The sequence below is a fragment of the Streptomyces sp. NPDC048650 genome, assembly GCF_043199095.1.
Taxonomy (GTDB): domain Bacteria; phylum Actinomycetota; class Actinomycetes; order Streptomycetales; family Streptomycetaceae; genus Streptomyces.
This window is the reverse complement of sequence record NZ_JBICVM010000010.1, coordinates 121,027-141,079: the sequence shown is the minus strand read 5'-3', so window position 1 is coordinate 141,079 and position 20,053 is coordinate 121,027. Positions and strand designations below refer to the sequence as shown.

Annotated in this window: 21 protein-coding genes; 7 read left to right on the top strand and 14 right to left on the bottom strand. The window is 71.3% G+C overall.

Translation table 11 applies throughout. The features are described from left to right. Nucleotides 1-493 precede the first annotated feature (493 nt). Nucleotides 494-715 carry a type A2 lantipeptide gene (locus tag ACGFML_RS26645; protein WP_393547778.1) on the top strand — a complete coding sequence of 74 codons (222 nt, stop codon included), beginning with the start codon at nt 494-496 and terminating at the stop codon, nt 713-715. Nucleotides 716-919: 204 nt separating this feature from the next. Here ACGFML_RS26645 and ACGFML_RS26640 read toward each other — a convergent pair whose 3' ends face one another. The 4 genes from ACGFML_RS26640 to ACGFML_RS26625 form a co-directional block, all read right to left on the bottom strand. Further along, the gene (locus ACGFML_RS26640) at nt 920-1,570 is read right to left on the bottom strand and encodes a class I SAM-dependent methyltransferase (RefSeq protein ID WP_393547776.1); all 651 of its coding nucleotides are present in this window, start codon (nt 1,568-1,570) and stop codon (nt 920-922) included. Nucleotides 1,571-1,707: 137 nt separating this feature from the next. Then, nucleotides 1,708-3,297: an MFS transporter gene (locus tag ACGFML_RS26635; RefSeq protein WP_393547774.1), complete on the bottom strand. Its 1,590-nt coding sequence runs from the start codon at nt 3,295-3,297 to the stop codon at nt 1,708-1,710. 158 nt (nt 3,298-3,455) lie between these two features. Continuing rightward, nucleotides 3,456-3,977: a hypothetical protein gene (locus tag ACGFML_RS26630; protein ID WP_393547772.1), complete on the bottom strand. Its 522-nt coding sequence runs from the start codon at nt 3,975-3,977 to the stop codon at nt 3,456-3,458. Nucleotides 3,978-4,116: 139 nt separating this feature from the next. Beyond that, on the bottom strand, nt 4,117-4,644 hold the full coding sequence (locus ACGFML_RS26625; protein ID WP_393547771.1) for a DUF5994 family protein: 528 nt from the start codon (nt 4,642-4,644) through the stop codon (nt 4,117-4,119). A 339-nt stretch (nt 4,645-4,983) separates the two neighbouring features. Here ACGFML_RS26625 and ACGFML_RS26620 point away from each other — a divergent pair, with 339 nt between their 5' ends. Continuing rightward, on the top strand, nt 4,984-5,202 hold the full coding sequence (locus ACGFML_RS26620; protein WP_393547769.1) for a hypothetical protein: 219 nt from the start codon (nt 4,984-4,986) through the stop codon (nt 5,200-5,202). Nucleotides 5,203-5,301: 99 nt separating this feature from the next. Continuing rightward, nucleotides 5,302-5,589 (top strand): hypothetical protein, encoded by a 288-nt coding sequence (locus ACGFML_RS26615; protein WP_393547767.1) that lies wholly within the window; start codon nt 5,302-5,304, stop codon nt 5,587-5,589. Between the two features lie 67 nt (nt 5,590-5,656). Here ACGFML_RS26615 and ACGFML_RS26610 read toward each other — a convergent pair whose 3' ends face one another. The 3 genes from ACGFML_RS26610 to ACGFML_RS26600 form a co-directional block, all read right to left on the bottom strand. Beyond that, nucleotides 5,657-5,935, bottom strand: a complete 279-nt coding sequence (locus ACGFML_RS26610; protein ID WP_393547765.1) for an SCO5918 family protein — start codon at nt 5,933-5,935, stop codon at nt 5,657-5,659. Between the two features lie 161 nt (nt 5,936-6,096). Then, nucleotides 6,097-7,602: a DEAD/DEAH box helicase gene (locus ACGFML_RS26605; protein WP_393547763.1), complete on the bottom strand. Its 1,506-nt coding sequence runs from the start codon at nt 7,600-7,602 to the stop codon at nt 6,097-6,099. A gap of 371 nt (nt 7,603-7,973) precedes the next feature. Beyond that, nucleotides 7,974-8,177: a cold-shock protein gene (locus tag ACGFML_RS26600; RefSeq protein ID WP_362145186.1), complete on the bottom strand. Its 204-nt coding sequence runs from the start codon at nt 8,175-8,177 to the stop codon at nt 7,974-7,976. Between the two features lie 714 nt (nt 8,178-8,891). Here ACGFML_RS26600 and ACGFML_RS26595 point away from each other — a divergent pair. Both ACGFML_RS26595 and ACGFML_RS26590 read left to right on the top strand, forming a co-directional pair. Next, nucleotides 8,892-9,965, top strand: coding sequence for an HpcH/HpaI aldolase/citrate lyase family protein (locus tag ACGFML_RS26595; protein WP_393547761.1), 1,074 nt, complete (start codon nt 8,892-8,894; stop codon nt 9,963-9,965). 5 nt (nt 9,966-9,970) lie between these two features. Continuing rightward, complete coding sequence (locus ACGFML_RS26590; protein WP_393547759.1) at nt 9,971-10,843, top strand: HpcH/HpaI aldolase/citrate lyase family protein; 873 nt, start codon at nt 9,971-9,973, stop codon at nt 10,841-10,843. Between the two features lie 51 nt (nt 10,844-10,894). Here the strand turns inward: ACGFML_RS26590 and ACGFML_RS26585 are convergent, their stop codons facing one another. Then, the gene (locus ACGFML_RS26585) at nt 10,895-12,373 is read right to left on the bottom strand and encodes a protein kinase (RefSeq protein WP_393547757.1); all 1,479 of its coding nucleotides are present in this window, start codon (nt 12,371-12,373) and stop codon (nt 10,895-10,897) included. A gap of 268 nt (nt 12,374-12,641) precedes the next feature. Between ACGFML_RS26585 and ACGFML_RS26580 the strand changes: the two genes are divergently transcribed. Then, entirely contained in the window at nt 12,642-13,535 is an 894-nt protein-coding gene (locus tag ACGFML_RS26580; RefSeq protein ID WP_393547755.1) for a D-alanyl-D-alanine carboxypeptidase family protein, read from the top strand. Between the two features lie 140 nt (nt 13,536-13,675). On the opposite strand, the gene ACGFML_RS26575 is transcribed toward ACGFML_RS26580, so the two are convergent. The 5 genes from ACGFML_RS26575 to ACGFML_RS26555 form a co-directional block, all read right to left on the bottom strand. After that, complete coding sequence (locus ACGFML_RS26575; RefSeq protein WP_393547753.1) at nt 13,676-15,007, bottom strand: hypothetical protein; 1,332 nt, start codon at nt 15,005-15,007, stop codon at nt 13,676-13,678. An 88-nt stretch (nt 15,008-15,095) separates the two neighbouring features. Further along, on the bottom strand, nt 15,096-16,214 hold the full coding sequence (locus tag ACGFML_RS26570) for a WXG100 family type VII secretion target (protein WP_393547751.1): 1,119 nt from the start codon (nt 16,212-16,214) through the stop codon (nt 15,096-15,098). Beyond that, nucleotides 16,214-16,546, bottom strand: coding sequence for a hypothetical protein (locus ACGFML_RS26565; protein ID WP_393547749.1), 333 nt, complete (start codon nt 16,544-16,546; stop codon nt 16,214-16,216). The genes ACGFML_RS26570 and ACGFML_RS26565 overlap by 1 nt, the downstream gene beginning before the upstream one ends. A 275-nt stretch (nt 16,547-16,821) precedes the next feature. After that, entirely contained in the window at nt 16,822-17,568 is a 747-nt protein-coding gene (locus ACGFML_RS26560) for a PP2C family protein-serine/threonine phosphatase (RefSeq protein ID WP_393547747.1), read from the bottom strand. Further along, complete coding sequence (locus ACGFML_RS26555) at nt 17,568-18,698, bottom strand: site-2 protease family protein (RefSeq protein WP_393547745.1); 1,131 nt, start codon at nt 18,696-18,698, stop codon at nt 17,568-17,570. The genes ACGFML_RS26560 and ACGFML_RS26555 overlap by 1 nt, the downstream gene beginning before the upstream one ends. 128 nt (nt 18,699-18,826) lie before the next feature. Between ACGFML_RS26555 and ACGFML_RS26550 the strand changes: the two genes are divergently transcribed. Next, complete coding sequence (locus tag ACGFML_RS26550; protein WP_393547743.1) at nt 18,827-19,114, top strand: hypothetical protein; 288 nt, start codon at nt 18,827-18,829, stop codon at nt 19,112-19,114. A 122-nt stretch (nt 19,115-19,236) separates the two neighbouring features. On the opposite strand, the gene ACGFML_RS26545 is transcribed toward ACGFML_RS26550, so the two are convergent. After that, complete coding sequence (locus ACGFML_RS26545) at nt 19,237-20,016, bottom strand: aminotransferase class IV (protein WP_393547741.1); 780 nt, start codon at nt 20,014-20,016, stop codon at nt 19,237-19,239. Nucleotides 20,017-20,053 lie beyond the last annotated feature (37 nt).

Here is a 20,053-nt window from a genome sequence, read left to right as displayed (position 1 = left end):
GCCAGGCACCAGCGCGGGCCTCGCCACCTTCTCCCGGAACACGACACATCAGGTGAACCCGAAATCCCGCCACACAATCCCATGGTTCCGAGACTCGATAACCCTGCGCATTCTCTGCGCAGAAAGGGCACGCACTCGCCGCCGAGGCTCGCCGCAGAGCGCCGGCACCCCCCCTCGAGAGGCGAAATGTCCTTCGGGTGGGGCGATGGGCGGTCCCCGCACGCCGTGGCCACCGAAAGGCGTGTGAAGGAGTTGTCACCATCCGGTCGAACATTCCTCCTGCCGACATCACGCGATACCGGAACGTCTGCAGAAATTCCCGATGGGTCGGGGTGGCCGGGCCGCCCGCCGACATGGTTTGATCTCGCGTCAATCGGAGGTTGCACATCCGGTTCCGGCCGTCAGAGGATCGTCAAACCGGCAGGGTCAGCTTTCCGGCGGGTCGGCCGAGACCGCTCAGGATCACCACGAACGACGAAGGGAAGGGCCAGTCATGCGCAAGGACTCCATGCCCCGGAACGAGACTCTCGAGATCTCCGACGGCGACCTGGACAACGTCTCCGGCGGAATCCTCGGGACCGAGAACCTGGTGGGCGGAGCAGAATCCGCCCTGCCCACCCTGCCCGCTCTGGGCGGCTCGTTTGCGGGTGGCGTGAGCGCTCAGATAGGCCCCGTCTCCGGCCAGGCGGGCCTTTCCGGCGGCATCGGAAACTGACCCGGTATTCACCAGGGACACCCCTGGTCTGCATTCCTTGATTCTCACCCTACCGGTCCATCCGAATTCCCCTGGGGTGAGCGAACCGTGGGCCCCGGAGCTGCTGTCTCCGGGGCCCACGGCATTCCGCCGGCCGCGGTCGGAAAACCCGTGCAAGGAATGGCCACAGCCCGAGCGAGGCGCTGCGGCCGCTGCCGGACCCCGCTACCGCCCGTCGACTGCCGGTGGGCGCGCGACTCCAATGATCGACGGGGAAGCCGGGTGGGGCCGCCCGTTCGGCAGGAACGCGAAACGCCGTACGCGCGTCACAGCGAACCCGGCTTCCGTGACCGCGCGCTCCGTGTCCCGCGTGAGGTCGCAACCGCCGCCCAGCAGCCGCCACAGCGGGTTCAGCAACCGCTGCCGCCGGAAGGCACGGGGCTGCTGCGAGCGGACATGCTCGTAGAAGCGCAGCTCGCCGGTCGGCCTCAGCACCCGCGCGGCCTCCGCGAGCGCCCCGGGGACGTCGGCGATCGTGCACAGGACGAGGGACATCACGACCACATCGACGCCGGCGTCCTCGACCGGCAGCCGCTCGGCGCGGGCGGCCACCACCTCGACGGGTACGGCGACTTCGGCGGCCGCTCGTTCGGCGAGGGCGCGCAGCCTGGGCTCGGGTTCCGCCGCGAGGACCCGCTCCGCCTCCGGCGGATAGTGCCGGAAGTTCGCGCCCGTGCCCGCGCCGATCTCCACCACGCGGCCGCGGATCCCCCCGAGCAGCTCCCGCCGGTGCTCGAGCGAACCGTGCGCCTCCGCATAGGCGTTGATCCTCGGGTAGATGCGCGCGAACAGCGGATGCGAAACCGGCTTGGCCATGCCGTACTCCTCCAGAGCAAGCGTCCGTTACGGGACCGGTGCAGCATGTCCCGAGACACCGATCACCAACAGGACGGTGTCGCCGGAGCATTGCAGAAGAGACAGGCGGAAGGGCCTCCCTTCGGTGCCGCTCCGCCTCAAGGGGCCGCCGTCCCGGCGAGCCGTTCCGTGGGCAGGTTGCGGGTGAAGGCGAAGCTGACGAGGGTGATACCGGCGGCTGCGAGAATCGCGGCCTTGAGGCTGTTGAGCTGGGCCTGGGCGTAGGCGTCCACGACCTCGTCGGCCTCGGCCGGCGGCAGCGAGGCGCGCTTGGTCGCGGCGCGGATCTCGTCGGTGCTCACGAAGCTGACCCCCGCTTCCACGGCGATACCGGCCTGCTCGCGCACCTGGTCGGAGATCTTCGGGTTGTCGGCGATCTGGGTGTTGAACGCGGCGACCAGGGCGCCGATCAGGATGGATCCGATGAGGGCGGTGCCGAGGGAGGACCCGAGGTTCTGGGCGGTGTACTGCAGGCCGCCCACCTCGCTGCGTTCGGACTCCCCGACGCTGGACTGCGCGACGTTGCCCAGTTGCGAGGCGAGCAGCCCCATGCCGAGTCCCAGCACGGCCATCGCCAGGGCGAAGGACAGGTCGTCGATGCGGGGCTCGATGGTGGCGAGCAGCCACACGACGGCGACGAACAGCACCAGCAGGCCGGTCCGTACGACCGTGCGCGGACTCGCGAACCGGCCGAGGAAGGGGCCGCTCATGGCGGACACCAGCATGGTGATCGACACCGGCAGCAGCCGCAGACCGGTCTGGAACGCGTTGAAGCCCTGCACCACCTGGAGATAGAGGGGGATGGTGAAGAACAGGCCGAGCAGGATGAGGTTCTGGCTGAGCAGCATGCTCAGGCCGGAGCGCAGCGTTGGGATCGCGAACACGGAGAACCGCACCAGGGGATCCCGCCGCCGGCTCTCCTGATGGTGCTCCCAGGCCCGGAACAACCAGAGGACGACGGCACCCGCCGCGATGACGAACAGGGTGAGGGAGAAGCCGAAGACGGTGACGGGGGAGTTGCGGGGCTTCACCCATCCCCAGGAGCTGCTCTGCAGAACGCCCAGGACCACGATGGCCAGGCCGGCGGCGGAGAGCACGGCGCCCCAGGTGTCGAGCCGCGGCCGCGGCTCCGGCGGCGGGTGGTCCTCGACCCAGCGGATGAGGCAGAGCATGGCCGCCACCAGGACGACTTCGCCGGCGAAGACCAGCCGCCACGTCAGATACGTCGTCACCCAGCCGCCGAGCAGCGGGCCCACCGCGATGCCCGCCCCCGCCAGGCCGCCGATGACCCCGTAGGCCACGGCCCGGTCCCGGCCGGTGTAGGCGCAGGCGACGAGTGCGGCCAGGGCCGGGAGGACCAGCGCCGCGCCGAGTCCCTCGATCACCGACCAGCCGAGCGCCAGTGTCCACAGGGCGGGGGCCACGGCGGTGAGCGCGGACCCCGTGCCGTACACGACCAGTCCGATGGCGAACATGCGCCGGCGGCCGAACATGTCGCCGAGCTTTCCGCCGGTGATCATGAACGCGGCCATGACGAGGGTGTAGAGGGTGATGACGGCCTGGATCGCGGTCACCTCGGTGTCGAAGTCCTCGACCAGCTGACTGATCGAGACGTTCATCACCGAGGTGTCCAGCACCATCAGGAACTGAGCCGTGCCGAGGATGGCCAGAGGCCGCCAGCGCCCCACCGCGTGCACCTCCACAGGTTCCGACGGGCCGCACGGTGTGTGATCGGCCGTTACGCCGGCTCAGCATAGGCACGCAAAAGGTGCATTCATCCTCTTGTCCGCTGACACGTCGCACGTCACCCGGTCGGACGTGGACGCCCGGCTCCGGCGCCGGTCGGTCAGTGGAGTGCGGCCTTGAGGGCCACGATGATCAGGCCGAGGAGGAGGTTGACCGCGCCGGCGACCAGCACCAGATGACGCGGAGCACCGGCCCGGACGACCGCGGCACTCGCCCACCCCACCTGCTCGGCCGCGGCCACGCCGAGCCCCAGCCACGCCGCACCGTCCGACCCGAGCCCCAGCAGCGGACTCACCGCCACGGCCACGGCCGGCGGGACGGCCGCCTCCACGATCGGCCACTCGTCCCGACAGACCTGGCGGATCCCCTGCCGGCTCAGGGCCAGATGCACCAGCCGGTCCCCGACGAGACGGGCATAGACGTGCGCGGCCCAGAACACCACACCGGTGCCGAGCAGGAGCACCACGAGCTTGAGGATCGGGAAGGAACCGAGGGTGCCGGCCCCGGCCACCACGGAAGCGGCCAGCAACGATCCGTAGACGGCGCCGGCGTAGTTGGTCCTCCGGGCCGCGGTCGACGTGTGCCCCGTGGTGTCGTCGTGCTCGGGGTGCTGCTCTCCCACCGCTCCAGGATCGCCGGGATCGGCGGAGCGCGCAGGGCGACCCGGACGGGCCGAGCCCGCGGAGCAGGGGGCCGGACGGTCTACGACCGGGGCGGGAGCCGTTCCCCGGCGCCGGACGGGCCCGGGTGGGGCCGCGGCGTCAGGGCCGCGGGTCACGGTCCTTCCGGTCCGTTCGGCGGTCCTCGGCGACCGGGTGGGCCCGGCCGGTGCCGGTGTCGATGAGGATCTGCCCGACCCGGTCAGGGGTGCCCGCGCGGACGGCCCGGGACATCGCCTCCCGTGCCGCTCCGGGTGCCTCGTGCGGCGGGACCACCAGCAGGGCGAAGTGGTCCTGGTCGCCGCGGGTGATCAAAACGGTGTCGTCGCCCACCGGGAAGGAGTCGATGGGCACCGCCCGGCCGTCGACGACCACCCGGGCCGGCAGCTCGTCCCACGCCTCGGCGTCCAGCCCGAGGCGCGTGACCGGGCCGAGGAATTCGGTCAACGCACTGACCAGGCCGGGCAGTTCGGCGCCGATGTCACGAGAGCGCGGCCACCACGCTCCGTCGAGGACTCCGTCGAGGGACCGTGTCGTCTCCACCCTGAGGAGCGCCGTCCCGGCGTTCACGGACCGGTGCTGGTCCGCGTCGGGCGGCTCGGCGCCGAAGGGGATGTCGGATTCGGCCATGGTCTGTGCCGCCCGTCTGCGGGAGGCCCGATGCGCCGATCGTCTCGATGACCCGGCGGGCGGAAGCTGGCCGCCGGCCTCGTTCTCACCGTACTCCGCGGGCCCGTACCCACGGGCCCGTCCGCGTTCTCGCACCGCTTCGGAGGCCGTGTCCGGAGTAGGGTGAAAACACCGGGAGCACTTCGTACACCGGCTCTGGGCGGGTGTCGTTCCCGGCGAGTCACCACACCGGGACGCGCGCAGCGGCGCCCGGGGACGGGTCCTCGCGATGACCGAGACCGCCGGCGTTGTCACCGGCCGGGAGTGCGTCCGGACACCGGCCGCGCGCGGGGCGTGAGGATGGCGACCGCCCTCACCGTGGCCGCCCTCCTGGTGCTGATCACCGTGGTCGCGTATCTGATCGGTCTGCGCAACGCGCAGCATGCCGAGCGGGCCGCAGGGCCCCGACGCGAGGGGGCCGGGCCGGGAGAGGAGCGCCGGAGCGACGCAGGCCCGCCACCGCCCACGGGGCGCGCCCACGCCGGTCCGACCGCGTCACCGCCGGAGAGCCCCCGATGACCACCACGGGATCACCCGGAATCCGAGGCTCCGGCCGTCGCCGGAGCGGGCGCCGCGCGAGGCGCGCCGCCGCCCCCGACCGAGGAACGAACGGCAGTCATGGCGACACTGCACCAGCGGAAGCGCTACCGCGCAGAGATCATGAAATTGCTGTACGCCGCCGCCGAGGACACCCGGCCGGGTGCCACCGGGGCCCAACTGCGTGACGACCTCCACCTGCCTGAGCAGGATCTGGCTGCCGCCTGCACCTATCTGGTGGGTGAGGGACTGGTCGAGGTCGACTGGACGACACACCGCACGCCCGCCATGGTCACGCTGACGCACGAGGGCATCCGGCACATGGAGTCGGCCGAGGAGGCGGCGGAGGAACGGGAGCGGAACGGCTGACGCGCCGCCCCCCCGGGCGGCGCGACCGTGACCGTCCGGCCCGCGCGGTCGGCCGGAAACGCGAGCGTCAGAAGCGCAGGCCCGGCAGCTCGGTGGATTCCGGCGGGGTTTCGGCGGCGGTGACGCAGGTGAACCCCAGGCGGGTCAGCGCCCGGGTCATCTCGCCGGCCGTGAAGTCCCGGCGGTCCTGGCGTGTGATCACCGCGCCGACCTGCTTGACGGGGTAGGTGCGGCGGCCGATGGTCACACAGGGGCCGACGGCAGGCTCCGGCTTGACGCCCGACATCAGCTGCTCCACCTCACTCTTTTCGAAGTTGAAGGGGAAATGGGCGATAACGCATCGCATGGTGCCTCAACAGGGTCGAAGGGAGGACCGGCGCCTCCGGCCGGCGTCCGGAACAGTGCGGGAGTACGGGAACTCCCAGGGTGTACCAGGGGGCGTGCGGCACGCCAGACGCGTGCGGAGTAAGGCCGCCCGCGGGGTGCGCGGCGCGAACGGGCGGGACGTCATACGGCCGTGCCGCCGGGCGAACGGCCCGGGGACGAGTCGCCCCGCCGATGCGCCGTGGTGGCGGAGCCGCGGGCCCGGCCGGCTCCACCCCGCCGGCGGCGCGTGCCGGTGGCGCCCGGGGCGGCCTGCTGCGCGACGGGGGCGACGGGGATGCCCGACGGTGCGCGGGCCCCGGTGATGCGGCTCAGCTCCGCCTCGCCGGAGCGCACCGCGGTGGTCCGCGGGGTGATCCCGGCGTCCGCCATCAGACCGTCGACGGCGCGGCGCTGGTGCGAGAGCACGAGGGTGACGACGCTGCCGGACTCGCCGGCGCGTGCGGTGCGTCCGCCGCGGTGCAGATAGTCCTTGTGGTCGCCGGGCGGGTCCACGTTGACGACGAGATCGAGGTCGTCGATGTGAATGCCGCGGGCCGCCACGTTGGTGGCCACCAGGGCCGTGACGTGGCCTTCCTTGAACTGGGCCAGGGTGCGGTTGCGCTGCGGCTGGCTCTTCCCACCGTGCAGCGCGGCGGCGCACACCCCGCTCTTCAGCAGGTGGCGGGTGAGCCGGTCCACGGCGTGCTTGGTGTCCAGGAACATGATGACGCGGCCGTCGCGGGCGGCGATCGCGGTCGCCGTGGCCCGCTTGTCGGTGTCCGCGACGTGCAGGACGTGATGCTCCATCGTGGTCACCGCGCCCGCGGAGGGATCGACGGAGTGCACGACCGGATCGTGCAGATAGCGGCGGACCAGGACGTCGACGTTGCGGTCCAGCGTGGCCGAGAAGAGAAGTCGCTGGCCGTCGGCCGGTACCTGGTCGAGGAGTGCGGTGATCTGCGGCAGGAACCCCATGCCGGTCATCTGGTCGGCCTCGTCCAGGACGGTGATGCCGACGCCGTCCAGCCGGCAGTCGCCCCGGTCGATGAGGTCCTTCAGCCGGCCGGGGGTGGCCACCACGACCTCGGCCCCGGCACGCAGGGCGCCGGCCTGGCGACCGATCGGCAGACCGCCGACGACGGTGGCCAGCCGCAGCTCCAGGGCGCGGGCGTAGGGGGCGAGGGCGTCCGTCACCTGCTGGGCGAGCTCCCGGGTGGGGACGAGCACGACGGCCAGGGGCCGACGCGGCTCGGCACGCAGTCCGGCGGTACGGGCGAGCATGGCGAGTCCGAAGGCCAGGGTCTTGCCGGAGCCGGTGCGGCCCCGCCCCAGAACGTCCCGACCGGCCAGCGAGTTCGGCAGCGTCACCGCCTGGATCGGGAAGGGCACGGTCACGCCCTCGGCGACGAGCGCCGTCAGGAGCGGCCGGGGCATGGCCAGGTCGGCGAAGTCGACGACGGCAGGCAGCGACGGGGCCAGCGGCGCCGGTACGGTGCACTCCCCCTGGAGCGCGGCGGGGCGGGCCTTGCGGCCGGTCGCGGCGCGGGACGGCTGGGTGCGGTTCGCCGTCTTCGCACGGTCCCGGGCAGGCGTGCCGCCCTTGCCCCCGCGGAGCGGGCGGCCGTTCGTACGGGCTGCGCGACTCATGCCGCACCTTCCTCGGGAGCGACACACACGAGGAATCCTCGGCCCACCGGAGCGCACGGAGAACCGCCGGTACGGGTCGAACGAAATGTCACAAGTCCGGGTGCGGCAGGGTTTCCGGGGGGTGTACGTCGGAAATTCGCCGCACATTGAGCAGCCAGACGCATAGTGAACTCCGAAAGGCAAGCCTCGAAGCGGAAATCGAACGGCGGGATCCGAAATCCGCGAAGACGAATAACGATCACTGCGTGCGTGATCGCCGCCGCGGACGCCGGTTCTCCCGGCCACGCCCGGTGCGGCACTGCCGCGCGGGCGCACACACGAGCGCTGGGGCCCGCGCCCACGGCGCGGGCCCCAGCGTTGCGCGTTCAGCGTCAGGCGGGAACGATGTTCTCCGCCTGCGGGCCCTTCTGGCCCTGGGTGACGTCGAAGTTCACCTTCTGGCCCTCCTGCAGCTCACGGAAACCCTGGGCGGCGATGTTCGAGTAGTGGGCGAAGACGTCAGCGCCGCCACCGTCCTGCTCGATGAAGCCGAAACCCTTTTCCGAGTTGAACCACTTCACGGTGCCAGTAGCCATAATCAGATTCTCCTTCTGGGACTTCTTTTGGACCCGCACGGCGCGAGTCTCGCGTCGCCGCGATGATTGCCCCATCCGGAAAGATCCGGCCACACAAAACGCTCCCGCCGACGCTGGGCCGACCGAAGCGTTGAAGATTTTGGGAACCAAAACTGCAACTGAGATCGACAGTAACACGGCTCACACAACCCCGCACAGATTTTTTCCCGGCCGCCGGGCGGCGAGGAAACATCGTTGCCCCTGGAACCGAAATTTCTTCGATCACCGCGGTGGAATATTGATCGAAATCATCCGGCCGGGTGAACGCGGCCCGCCGGGAAATCGCCGGAGCCGGATGCGGACCGGTCCGCACCGCACATCCGGCGCGGGCGTCAGCCGGGCCCGCGCCGCCGCCGGGCGGGTGCCGTCATGGCCCAACTGCGGTTGCCGGGGCGCCACTTCGCCGTACCGGAGGTCACCGCAGGGAGCAGATCCCCGACGCCTGGAGCACGGCCTCCCGGCGCTCCTCACGGAGCCGGCCGTGGCCCGCTCCGGTCGGCGCCGGGCATCCGGAGCGGGCGCCGCCCCGGTCGTGCGCACCCTTCGCCGTCCGTGATCAACGGCACACGTACTGCCCGGTAACGTCGGCGCGCCGCACCCCTAGAGTGTGGGCCGGATGGCCGCCGCGGGATGCCCGCCGAAGGCCGCACCCCTCGATCCGACCAGGGAGACTGCATGCGCTCTCCGAAGGACTTCTTCCGCCCCTTGGCCGTCGGCGCGCCGACGCCGGTGCGGGAAGTACCGTTCCTGCCGTCCCGGATGATCCACTTCTTCGATCCGGGAAACGCGAAGATGGCGGCCAAGGTGCCGTCCATCGCCCCCACCGTCGACGTACTGCTGGGCAACCTGGAGGACGCGGTCGCCGCGGACCGCAAGGAAGCCGCCCGGTCCGGTCTGGTGGAGATCGCCAAGGCCACCGACTTCGGCGCCACCCAGCTGTGGACGCGGATCAACAGCCTCGACTCGCCGTGGGCGCTGGACGACCTGTTGACGCTGGTCACCGAGATCGGCGACAAGCTGGACGTGATCATGGTGCCGAAGGTGGAGGGCGCCGAGGACATCCACTACGTCGACCGGCTGCTCGCCCAGCTCGAGGCGAAGGCCGGCATCGGGCGCCCGATCCTGGTGCACGCCATCTTGGAGACCGCCTCCGGCGTCGCCAATGTGGAGGAGATCGCCGGTGCCGGCCCCCGGATGCAGGGCATCTCGCTCGGGCCCGCCGACCTGGCGGCGAGCCGCCGGATGAAGACCACCCGGGTCGGCGGCGGCCACCCCGGATATCTCGTCCGCGAGGACCCGCACGGCCCGGACGGCGGCGCGCCCCGGGCCACCTTCCAGCAGGACCTGTGGCACTACACGATCGCGCGCATGGTCGACGCCTGCGCGGCGCACGGGATCCTGCCGTACTACGGACCGTTCGGCGACATCAAGGACACCACCGCCTGCGAGGACCAGTTCCGCAACGCCTTCCTGCTCGGCTGTGTCGGCGCGTGGAGCCTGCACCCCGTACAGATCGGCATCGCCAAGAAGGTCTTCTCGCCCGCGCCCGACGATGTCGCCTGGGCCCGCCGGGTCATCGCGGCGATGGGCGACGGCACCGGTGCGGTGATGATCGACGGCAAGATGCAGGACGACGCCACCTACAAGCAGTGCCAGGTGGTCGCCGAGCTCGCGGACGCCCTCGCCGCCCGCGACACCGAACTGCGCGACGCCTACGCGGCGGCCGAACCCCGGCAGAACGAGGAGTAGATCCCATGTCCGACGCGACCCTGCGGCCGCGCCGCTCCGTGCTCTACATGCCCGGCGCCAACGAACGCGCCCTGGAGAAGGCCAAGTCGCTGCCCGCCGACGCGCTCATCCTCGACCTGGAGGACGCGGTCGCCCCCGACGCCAAGGCGGACGCCCGTGAGCGGGTCGCCGCCGCGGCGGCCTCGGGAGCGTACGGCTACCGGGAGCTGGCGATCCGGGTCAACGGGCCCGGCACCGCCTGGCACGACGACGACCTACGGGCCGCCGCCGCGGCCGGCCCGGACGCGATCGTCGTGCCCAAGGTGGAGTCCGCCGCGACCGTCCGGGAGGTCGAGCGGGCGCTGGAGGCGGCCGGCGCCCCGGACCGTACGGCGATCTGGGCGATGGTCGAGACACCGCGCGCGATGCTGGACGCCCGCGCGGTGGCCGGCGCGAGCGAGCGGCTCACCGTGCTGGTGATGGGCACCAACGACCTGGCGAAGGAGCTGCACGCCGAACACGTCCCCGGCCGGGCTCCGTTGCTGACCGGGCTGTCGCTGGCGCTGCTCGCGGCGCGCGAGTCCGGGAAGGCGATCCTGGACGGCGTCTACAACGACGTACGGGACGCGGCGGGCTTCGAGGCCGAGTGCGTGCAGGGGCGGCAGTTCGGCTTCGACGGCAAGACGCTCATCCACCCGTCGCAGGTCGCGCCGTGCAACGAGGTGTTCGCCCCCTCGGAGGCGGAGGTCGAGCGCGCCCGCAGGATCATCGACGCCTTCGATCTCGCCACCCGTGAGGGGCGCGGCGTCGTCACCGTCGACGGCCGGCTGATCGAGAACCTGCACGTCGAGGACGCCCGCCGGATCCTCGCCCTGTCCGCCGCGGTCGCCGGGCGCTGAGCCCGACCGCCGCATCCCGCCCGCTGAGCCGTGGTCCCGCGGGGCCACGGCTCAGCGGATCGCGCGGCCCGGGCCCCGCTCCGCGGGCCGGATGCGGGTCTTGAGCACCTGGGCGCCGACCGCGAGTGCGACGCCCAGGAACAGGACGTAGAAGACGCCGATCTTGTTCAGATCGTCGAGGAAGAACCAGACGCAGGCCAGGGCGGTGAACCAGAACGCCACCAGGGCGAATCCGCCCGCGCGTTCGTCGCGGTAGCCGGCGGCCAGGCACAGAGCGGCGACGATGCCCAGCAGCAGGGCGATGATGACGTACGGGGTGTCCCAGCCGACGTAGCCCCGGGCGAGTTCGGACCATGCCGCCACGGCCTCCGCCACCGGGCCCCAGGCCACCGCGCAGGCGAGCCGCGCCGACCACAGCAGGAGCACCGCACCGGCGGCGCCGGCGAGCAGCGCCACCCGGGTGAACTGGCCGACCTCGATCATGTCGGTACGGGAGATCACCAGGGACAGGAGGCAGCCGAGCAGCGCGACCGCCCCCTCGGCCGTCGGCTGGAACACCACCCGGCCCGGCCGCCGGCGCGCGGGTCGGGGCGCCTCGTCCGCCGCGGCGGGCGCCGCCGCGGCGGACGCACCGGGCACGGGATCGACGGTGGTGGGCGTCCGGACGGGGGTGGCCGGTGCGGCCGGCGCGGTCGGTGCGGTCCGGGAGGCGCCGTCGAGTGCCGCCTTCATCGCGGAGGCGTCCGCGAAGCGCTCCGTCCGGTCCTTGTGCAGCGCCGTGACGATCACCGCGTCCAAGGCGGGCGGCAGCTCGGGGCGGAGCTGCGAGGGCGGCACCGGCTGCCCGGCCAGATGCTGGTGCATGACGGAGAAGGGCGAGTCGCCGGTGTACGGCGGGCGGCCCGTCAGCAGCTCGTAGAGCAGACAGCCCACGGCGTAGAGGTCGGTGCGGTGGTCGGTCTCGTGTCCGTTGATCTGCTCGGGCGCCAGATAGGCGGGGGTGCCGACCGCCACGCCCGTCCCGGTGAGCCGGGTGGCCGCCTCGCTGAGCGCCTTGGCGATGCCGAAGTCGACGACCTTGACCTCGCCTGTGGCGGTGAGCATGACGTTGCCGGGCTTGATGTCGCGGTGCACGATCGCGTGCCGGTGGCTGTGCTCCAGCGCCGCCAGCACCTGGCCCGCGATGTCGACCGCCTGCGCCACCGGCAGGGCACCCTCGCGCAGTACCTGGCTGAGGGTCCGGCCCGCCACGAACTCCATCACCAGATAGGGCTCGGTGACGCCGCCCCCGTCGTCCTCCCCCACGTCGTGCACGGTGGCCACGCCGGGGTGGTTGAGCGCGGCGGCGGCGTGCGCCTCGCGCTGGAAGCGGGTGCGGAACTCGGGCTGGAGGGCCAGCTCGGCGGAGAGGGTCTTCACGGCGACGGTACGGCGCAGCCGGTGATCGACGGCCCGGTGGACCGTGCCCATACCGCCCTGCCCGAGCTGCTCCACCAGCTCGTAGCGCTCCCCCAATATTCTGTGCTCCACCGGATTCCTCCACGGACCGTCAACGCCAACACGCCGGAAGACGTACGGGAGCGCGGGCGGGTTCCGTCCTGCCCTGCCTGGTGGCGGGTGTGCGGCGAAGCGGGGCGGGGTGTGCGGCGGGGCATACGGGCGGGCGCGGTGCGCCGGCCCCGCGCAACGGGGCGGAAAAAAGTTCGCCGGCGCCCGCATCCATCGGCCCGTCTCGAGCGTCTCAACAGCAAGCGGCATTCTCATGTGCCTGCTCCGCTGGGGTATTTGGAGTATTCGATTGAATATCGGCATTAAGGGCATTCGTCGCGCTTCCGCGGTAGCCCTCACCGCAGGCGCCGTCCTCTCGGCCGGGGCATTCGCCGCTCCGGCGCAGGCCGCCACAGTCGCGGCCCCCACGATCACCGCCAAGGGCGGCTTCGTGATGAACAACGGGACCGGCAAGAGCCTTTTCACCAAGGCTGCGGACACCCGCCGTTCCACCGGCTCCACCACGAAGATCATGACGGCTCGGGTGGTGCTCGCGAAGAAGGGCCTCGACCTGGATTCCAAGGTCACTGTCCAGAAGGCGTACAGCGACTACATCGTCAACAACGACTGGGCCTCGTCGGCCAAGCTGATCGTCGGCGACAAGGTCACCGTCCGCCAGCTGCTGTACGGGCTGATGCTCCCGTCCGGCTGCGACGCGGCCTACGCGCTGGCCGACAAGTTCGGCAGCGGCTCCACCCGGGACGCACGCGTGAAGTCGTTCATCGGCCAGATGAACTCCACCGCCAAGAGCCTGGGCCTGAGCAACACGCACTTCGACTCGTTCGACGGCATCGGGAAGGGCTCGAACTACTCGACGCCGCGCGACCTGACGAAGCTCGCGAGCAGCGCGATGAAGTACTCCACGTTCCGTACGGTCGTGAAGACGAAATCGACGAAGCAGAAGGTCACCACCAAGAGCGGCGGATACCGCTACATGGAGTGGTCCAACACCAACAACCTGCTCAGCAGCTACTCCGGCACCATCGGCGTCAAGACCGGCTCGGGTCCGGAGGCCAAGTACTGCCTGGTCTTCGCGGCCACCCGTAGCGGCAAGACGGTCATCGGCACGGTCCTCGCCGACTCGTCGGTGGCCGCCCGCACGACGTCCGCGAAGAAGCTCATGGATTACGGGTTCAAGAAGTAACCCGGAGCGGTCTGGAACACACGAGGGGCCTGCCGGCGACCGTGGTCGCCGGCAGGCCCTTTCCCTTGCCGCGGAGTTCCGTCTGCGCCGCTCGGTCCGGATTCCGATCGGTGCACCATTCCGATCGGTCCGGATTCCGCTCAGTCCGCATTCCTCTCTGACGGTGGCAGGTGGGGGGCGGCCGTGGCGACACAGCCGAACGCGAAAGCGGCGACGGCACCGCCGATCCCCGTCCCCCAGCGCCAGACGCCCGAGAGGTCATAGGTCAGGAGTGCGGCGCAGGCGAGGAACAGCGCGGCGAGTGCGAAGCCGGCCGGGTGCACAAAAAGCGGCCAGGCGGAACGCGGATCCCACAGGCGGAGGGGACCGGAATCCCCCTTCCCCTCCCCGCCGGCCCTCTCCACGGAGACGCCCTCGGCCGCCAGCGGTTTCGCGTCGTCGACCTTGAGCATCCCGTGCATCACCCAGCCGTCGTCGGACACCAGCGCCGCCGACGTGCTGCTCGGGGAGAACAGGCGTCCGCCGGTGCCTCGCGGGGCGCCCCAGCAGAGCCACAGCCGCTGGTCGTTCAGGGAGTCGGGGAGCTGCCGCTCCGTGACGCCGATCAGGAAATGCGCGGTCCGGGAGGACTCGGTGACAAAGAGCAGGCACCGTTCCTTGGCCGAGTCTCGGCGCCAATAGCCGGGCCCCGTGCACCTGCCGCGTACGGCCATGTCGGCGCCGCCCAGCCGGGAGAAGGAGCGGAATCCATGGCGCAGGGAAAGGCCGGCCACGGAGAGGACGATTCCGCAGATCCAGGCAAAGGTGGTGATCCAGCGGCCGAAAGCCCCCATCGTGTCGCCCGCCAGGTCGTCGCCGAGGCTGCTCTCGTCCCCGGCGATGGCGCCCAGGTCGGGCCTCGTGGGGGCGTACAGGACGGCGACCTCGTCGCCGGGGCGCGGCCGGTCGGGGGAGGTCGGGTGCACGGTCGCGGTGACCGGCCCGCCCTTCCCTGGGGCGAGCCGCACGACCGCGGTCGAGGTGTAGTAGTCCTTGCCCTTGCTCGGATCGTGGAGCCGGACGTCGCTGACCTTCTCGACCCGGACGTGCGCGAACTCCGCTCCGGCGTCGGCGATCCGCTGCATGAGTTCCGGACGCTGGGGCTGCCCCATCACCAGCGCGGCGAGGGTCACCAGCGCCGTGCAGCAGCCGACGTACCACCCGAGGGTGCGCCACTGCAGCGCCCGGCGGGAGGGGAGCACGCGGGGCGGCGCGGCCGGATCCGGGGCGGGCGAACCTCCCCCCTCCGCGCCCCCGGAGAATTCGGCGATCGAGATCGTGCGGTACGGCCGCCGGCCCCCCGCCGCGCGCTGATACACGGCGATCACCGCGACGCAGGCCAGGGCGCACGCCAGGGCGATGAGCACGCCTCTCCGGCGCAGGTCCGGGTCTGAGCTGAAGAGCCACAGCGGGAGTACGGGCAGACCGGCCACCAGCCCCAGGGTCGCGCACCACGCCCCGGCCCGGCGGGGCCCCGCGCCCCCCCGCTGCCGGGTGGGCGCGGGGCTCGTCGCCGTAGGGTCAACCGAAGACATCGCGGACCTCGTCGGTCGCGGTCTCGTTGTGCCCCTTGCTGCCGCCCTTGGCGGCCGACTGCCCTTCCTTGGTGCTCTTGTCCACGTCTTCCCAGCCGTCCTTGCCTTCGTTGCCCGCAACACCTCCGGCAATGGGGACGACGGTGCCCCACGCGGTGTCCATGTTGGCTTCATGGTGCTCCGGCGTGTGCGGCTTCATCTTGATGTCCTGCACCAGCCTGGTCATTTCCCTGTCGAATCCCCGGGCCGCGCCGCCGACGCCGCCGGCCGCACCTCCGGTGACGGCAGTGATCGCGGTCTGGCGGAAGTCCATGGGCTTGTTCTTCACCTTGGCATCCAAGGCGTCTCCGCCGACTCCGCCGACCGCACCGCCGACCGCACCGCTGACGAAGTCCCCGGCGCCCAGGCGCGTGGCCAGCTTGCCCGCTCCCGCGCCGAGGGTCGCGCCGGCAACCCCACCCGCGAGGTTGGTCTCCCACTCCGGCCCCTTGCCGCTGAGGAGGCTGGTGGCCACTCCGCCGGCGGTACCGGTGGCCGTGTTCACGGCGAACCCCGATATGGCCTTCATGACCACCTCGACGACCTTGTGGAGGTCCTTGACCTGCCGGTAGAGGCGCGCGATCGTCTTCAGGAGCCGTCCCAGCTTGCCGGCCGCCTCGAGAGCCCTCTCCACCAACATCGCGACGCGTGCCGTGCCGGCCGCAGCAGAGACCCCCAGAGTGAGGAACGACATCCCGACGGAGACGCCGATGGAAATGCCGATCTCCAGATAGATGTCGTGGATCTCGGAATTTACCTCGCGAATGGCTTTCGCTGCCTTTTCGAGACCGTCGGCGGCTTCGTCGAAGTGCTCGGTCGTCTTTTCGGCGGCCGTTTTGCACTTGTGCCAGTGGTCCTGGAACGCCTCGGCGGCCGGGCCCCGCCAGGTGTGCCCCACCGTGCCCGTGACCTGCTTGTCCAACGCGCCGAAGAGGTGGTCCATTTCGGATTTGAGGTTACGCCACGCCTTGGCGGCCTCTTCCAGCTCGTCCGGACGGCCGCCCGGGTTGATGAGCTCGACCCCGAGTTCGACGATCTCCTCGGCCGCGGACTCGCCGCCGCTCATCACTTGCCCCCGTGAGTGTTGCCGAAGAGCGCGCCGACGCCCTCGTCATTGGTCTCCGTATTTTTGGTGACCTGCTTCAACGCCGCGCCGATGGCGTCGAGATGGGTGTAGATGGCCTTCATCGCGCTGGCGATGTCGGCGGAGTAGTCGATATACGCCGAGGTCACCTCCTCGGATTCGGTCAGGACACCGAAACCGTCGGTTATTGCCTCTTCCCCGGTTTCTGCCGTGAATTTCTTGAGATGCGACTCCAGATCATAGGAGTGCTGCTCAAAGCTCTTTGCCAGCTTCATCAGTTCGGCGTGATCTACATATGACTCTGCGTCAGCCACCTTGCGGTCCCTCCGTGTTGGCTATCGGCTTCGGTGTAACACCTCCACCACCCCTCACTCTAATCCCAGGACACGCCGACTTGCGCTTCTCATCAAGACGGTTCAACTCTCCTTCGGTCGGTTGCTCCTGACCGCCGGCCATCCATTCCACCGGGGCCCACCAATATCGGGCCGCAGTACATCTTCACGGTCAAAGAAGGGCATAGTGTAGGTAATGTTCGGCAAAGCGCAGTGGCCGTCGGAAGATGCTTCCCCTATGGCGGAAGCCCAGACGTCTACTCCCCGACCTCGATCAACGCCAGCGTGATGTTGTCCGGTCCGCCCGCTTCGATGGCCGCCTTCCACAGGCCGAACGCGGTCCTGCTGTTGTTGCCGTCGTGCTCCTGGAGAAGACCGTCGAGAACGTCCTCGGGCACCGCGTCGGTCAGGCCGTCGGTACAGGCCAGATAGCGGCCGGACGGGGACAGGGGAGTGGTGGTGATGTGCGGGATGACAGGGGTGAAGCGGGCGGCTCCGCCGAGGGACTGGGTGATCAGGGAGTTGGTGCGCCGGCCGGGTGGGAGCGGCGGGCTGTCGTCGACGCTCAGCTGGTGCAGACCGGCCCGGGTGACGTCGAAGACCCTGCTGTCGCCGACGTTGAAGCTGAGCAGGGAGTCCGGGAGGACGACGACGCCGGCGACGGTGGTGCCCATGGTGGTGAGGGCCGGGTCGCGGCCGGCGGCGGCATAGACCGCGTGGTTGCAGACGTTCAGGGCGTCCCGCAGCGCTTCCTCGGATTCCAGGGCCGCGCCGACGGTGGCGAGTTGCCGGACGGTGAGTTCGCTGGCCACCTCGCCGCCGGGCTGGCCGCCGATGCCGTCGGCGACCGCGACGACGAGCGGATGGCCGAGCGGGAAGACCAGGGTCTGCGGGTTCTCGGTGACCGTGCCGCACAGCGTCCAGGGGCCCGCCACCAGGCTGTCCTCGTTGTGGTCGCGGACCAGCCCGGTGTGGCTGAGGGCAGTCACCGTCGCGTACCGCATCACGGGGTCCCGCCGGCGAGCGTGTGCCGTCGCATCATCCGGGAGATGTCCTTGCCGGTGACGATGCCCACCAGATGCCCCGCGTCGACGACGAGAATGCGCATGCCGGTGCGCAGGCTGACCCGGTCCAGCGCCTCGGTCAGCAGATCGCCCGGCTCGGCGACGGCGCACTGGGAGAGCGGGACGGCCAGCTCGCGGACGCGCAGCGTGTCGCGGCTGGGCACCGGGACCGACGCCAGCCGGCGGATCTGCACGATGCCGCTGGGGCGCCCCTCGAAGTCGAGCAGCGGCAGCACGGAATGACCGGAGTGCACGGCGACCTCGTCGATGAAGTGCTGGGCGGTGAGCCAGTCGGCGCCGGTGGCGACGGGCGTCGTCATGGCGTCGGACACCCGTATGCCGCGCAGCGCGGTGTGCAGGGCGGCCTGCCAGCGCTCCGCACCGGCCACGACCATGACGAAGAGGCCGATGAAGACGAGCCAGAGGCCGACCGGCGCGCCGCGCAGGAGGACGACCCAGCCGCCGCCCGCCAGGAGCACTCCGGTCACCTGCCCGGCGCGGGTGGCGGCCAGATCGGCGCGCTCCCGGTCCCCGGTGCGCCACCACAGCAGCGCCTGCATCACCCGCCCGCCGTCCAGCGGCACGGCGGGCAGGAGGTTGAACAGTCCGAGGAAGAGGTTGGCCCAGCCGAGCCAGAGCAGGACGACGGCGGGGACGGCCGCCCAGCCGGAGACCGCGTGCAGCCCGATGCCCGCCCCCAGGGCGACGCCGCCGACGACCAGGCTGGTGAGCGGGCCGCCGGCCGCCACCAGGAAGGCCGCAGCGGCGGTCCCGGGACGCCCCATGCGGGTCACGCCGCCCAGCGCCCACAGCGTCACGTCCTCGACCGGGATCTTCCTCCGCCGGGCGATCGCGGCGTGGGCCGTCTCGTGCAGCACCAGGCTGCCCATGAAGAGCGCGGCCCCGACCACACCGGCGAGCGCGTAGACGGCGGACGAGCGTCCCGGGGTCCATACGGGCAGGGTCCGGCTGCCGAGTCCGTACGCGAAGAGGATCACCAGCAGCGGCACGCTCCAGTGCATCCGCAGCGGTATCCCGGCCACCCGTCCGAGACGGATCGAACCCTTCATCGGCGTCTCCCAGCACGCGCCCCGCACCACAATTGTCCCTCGCGAACCGTCCGACAGATACGCATATGCCCGTTTTGCCGGGACGGCTTTACGCTGGACGTACGTGCGGCGACGCGGGAGGTAGACCAATGAGCCGAAGCCACCACTTCCACCTCGACCAGGGAAGCCACTCGATCACCGTCAACGTCGGACCCAGCCGGGAGGGCGAGATAGAGCTGCTGGTCAACGGCAAGGTCGTCGCCTACCGAAAGGTGCACGGCCGGGGCATGAACGTGCTGAGCGGAGAACTGCCGGGCGAGCCGGTCCACCCGTTCCGGGTCCTGGTGCGCGAACCGCACCTCGTACCGTCCACTCCGCGGTGCACGCTGGAGCTGGACGGGGTGGAGCAGCCCATGCCGGAGCGCCTGGTGCTCTGAGCCGGGCGGGCCCCTCGGCGGTGCGGGCCCCTCGGCGGTGCGGGCTGCTCCAGGGGTGTCCGGTGGCCCGGTGGCCGGTGTCCGGTGGCCGGTGGCTCGATGTCCGGTGGCCCGGTGTCCGCCTAGAGCGGCTCCCCCGGTACCGCCGCGAAGGAATCCCGCAGCGCGGCGAGGACGGGGTCGCCGGTGTCGAGCCGGGTGTCGTCGACAGCCCCGATGGCCCGCACCCCGATGGTGGTGTTGGTCGCGAACGCCGCACGCATCTCCGGCAGTTCGGCGGCGGCGACGGGCGCGACGGTGTGGCCGTGCAGCTCCTGGAGCAGGCCCATGGTGACACCCGGCAGCACCTCGGCCCGGGGCCAGAGCACCTCACCGTCCGCGCGGACGAACCCCACGTTCCAGGTGGGCCCCTCGGAGACCGTCCCGTCCGGCCCCACGAACAGCGCATCGTCGAACCCGGCCAGCTGCGCCACCCGCCGCTGGTGCAGGGACCCGAACAGCCCGGTGTGCTTCACCCGCGCCACCTCCCGCTGATGGCGCACGGTGCGGACCCGCAGCGGGGGCGGTGGCAGGGCGCCCGCCGGCCGGACGGTCACCAGCACATGGGGATCGGCCCCGGCGGCCGGCCGGGCGATGTCCAGCCCGGGGTCGAGGACGGTGACCCGTACGACGCACGCCCCGGGCCGGTCGCCGACGGCCTCGCGCAGGTACCGGCGCACCAGGTCCGGGTCGAGCTCGGCACCGAACACCGTCCGGCAGTCGCCCACCAGCCGTGCCAGGTGCCGGGACAGACCGCGCGCCGTCCGGCCGTCCACGCGCATCGAAGTGAAGTGGCCGTAGTTGGTGAGCGCGAGGGCGCGCAGGGCGTCGGGGTCCGCGGGGTGTCCGTTCAAGAGCGCCATGGGGCGAGTCTGACACCCGGGCACGTCCGTCGACCCG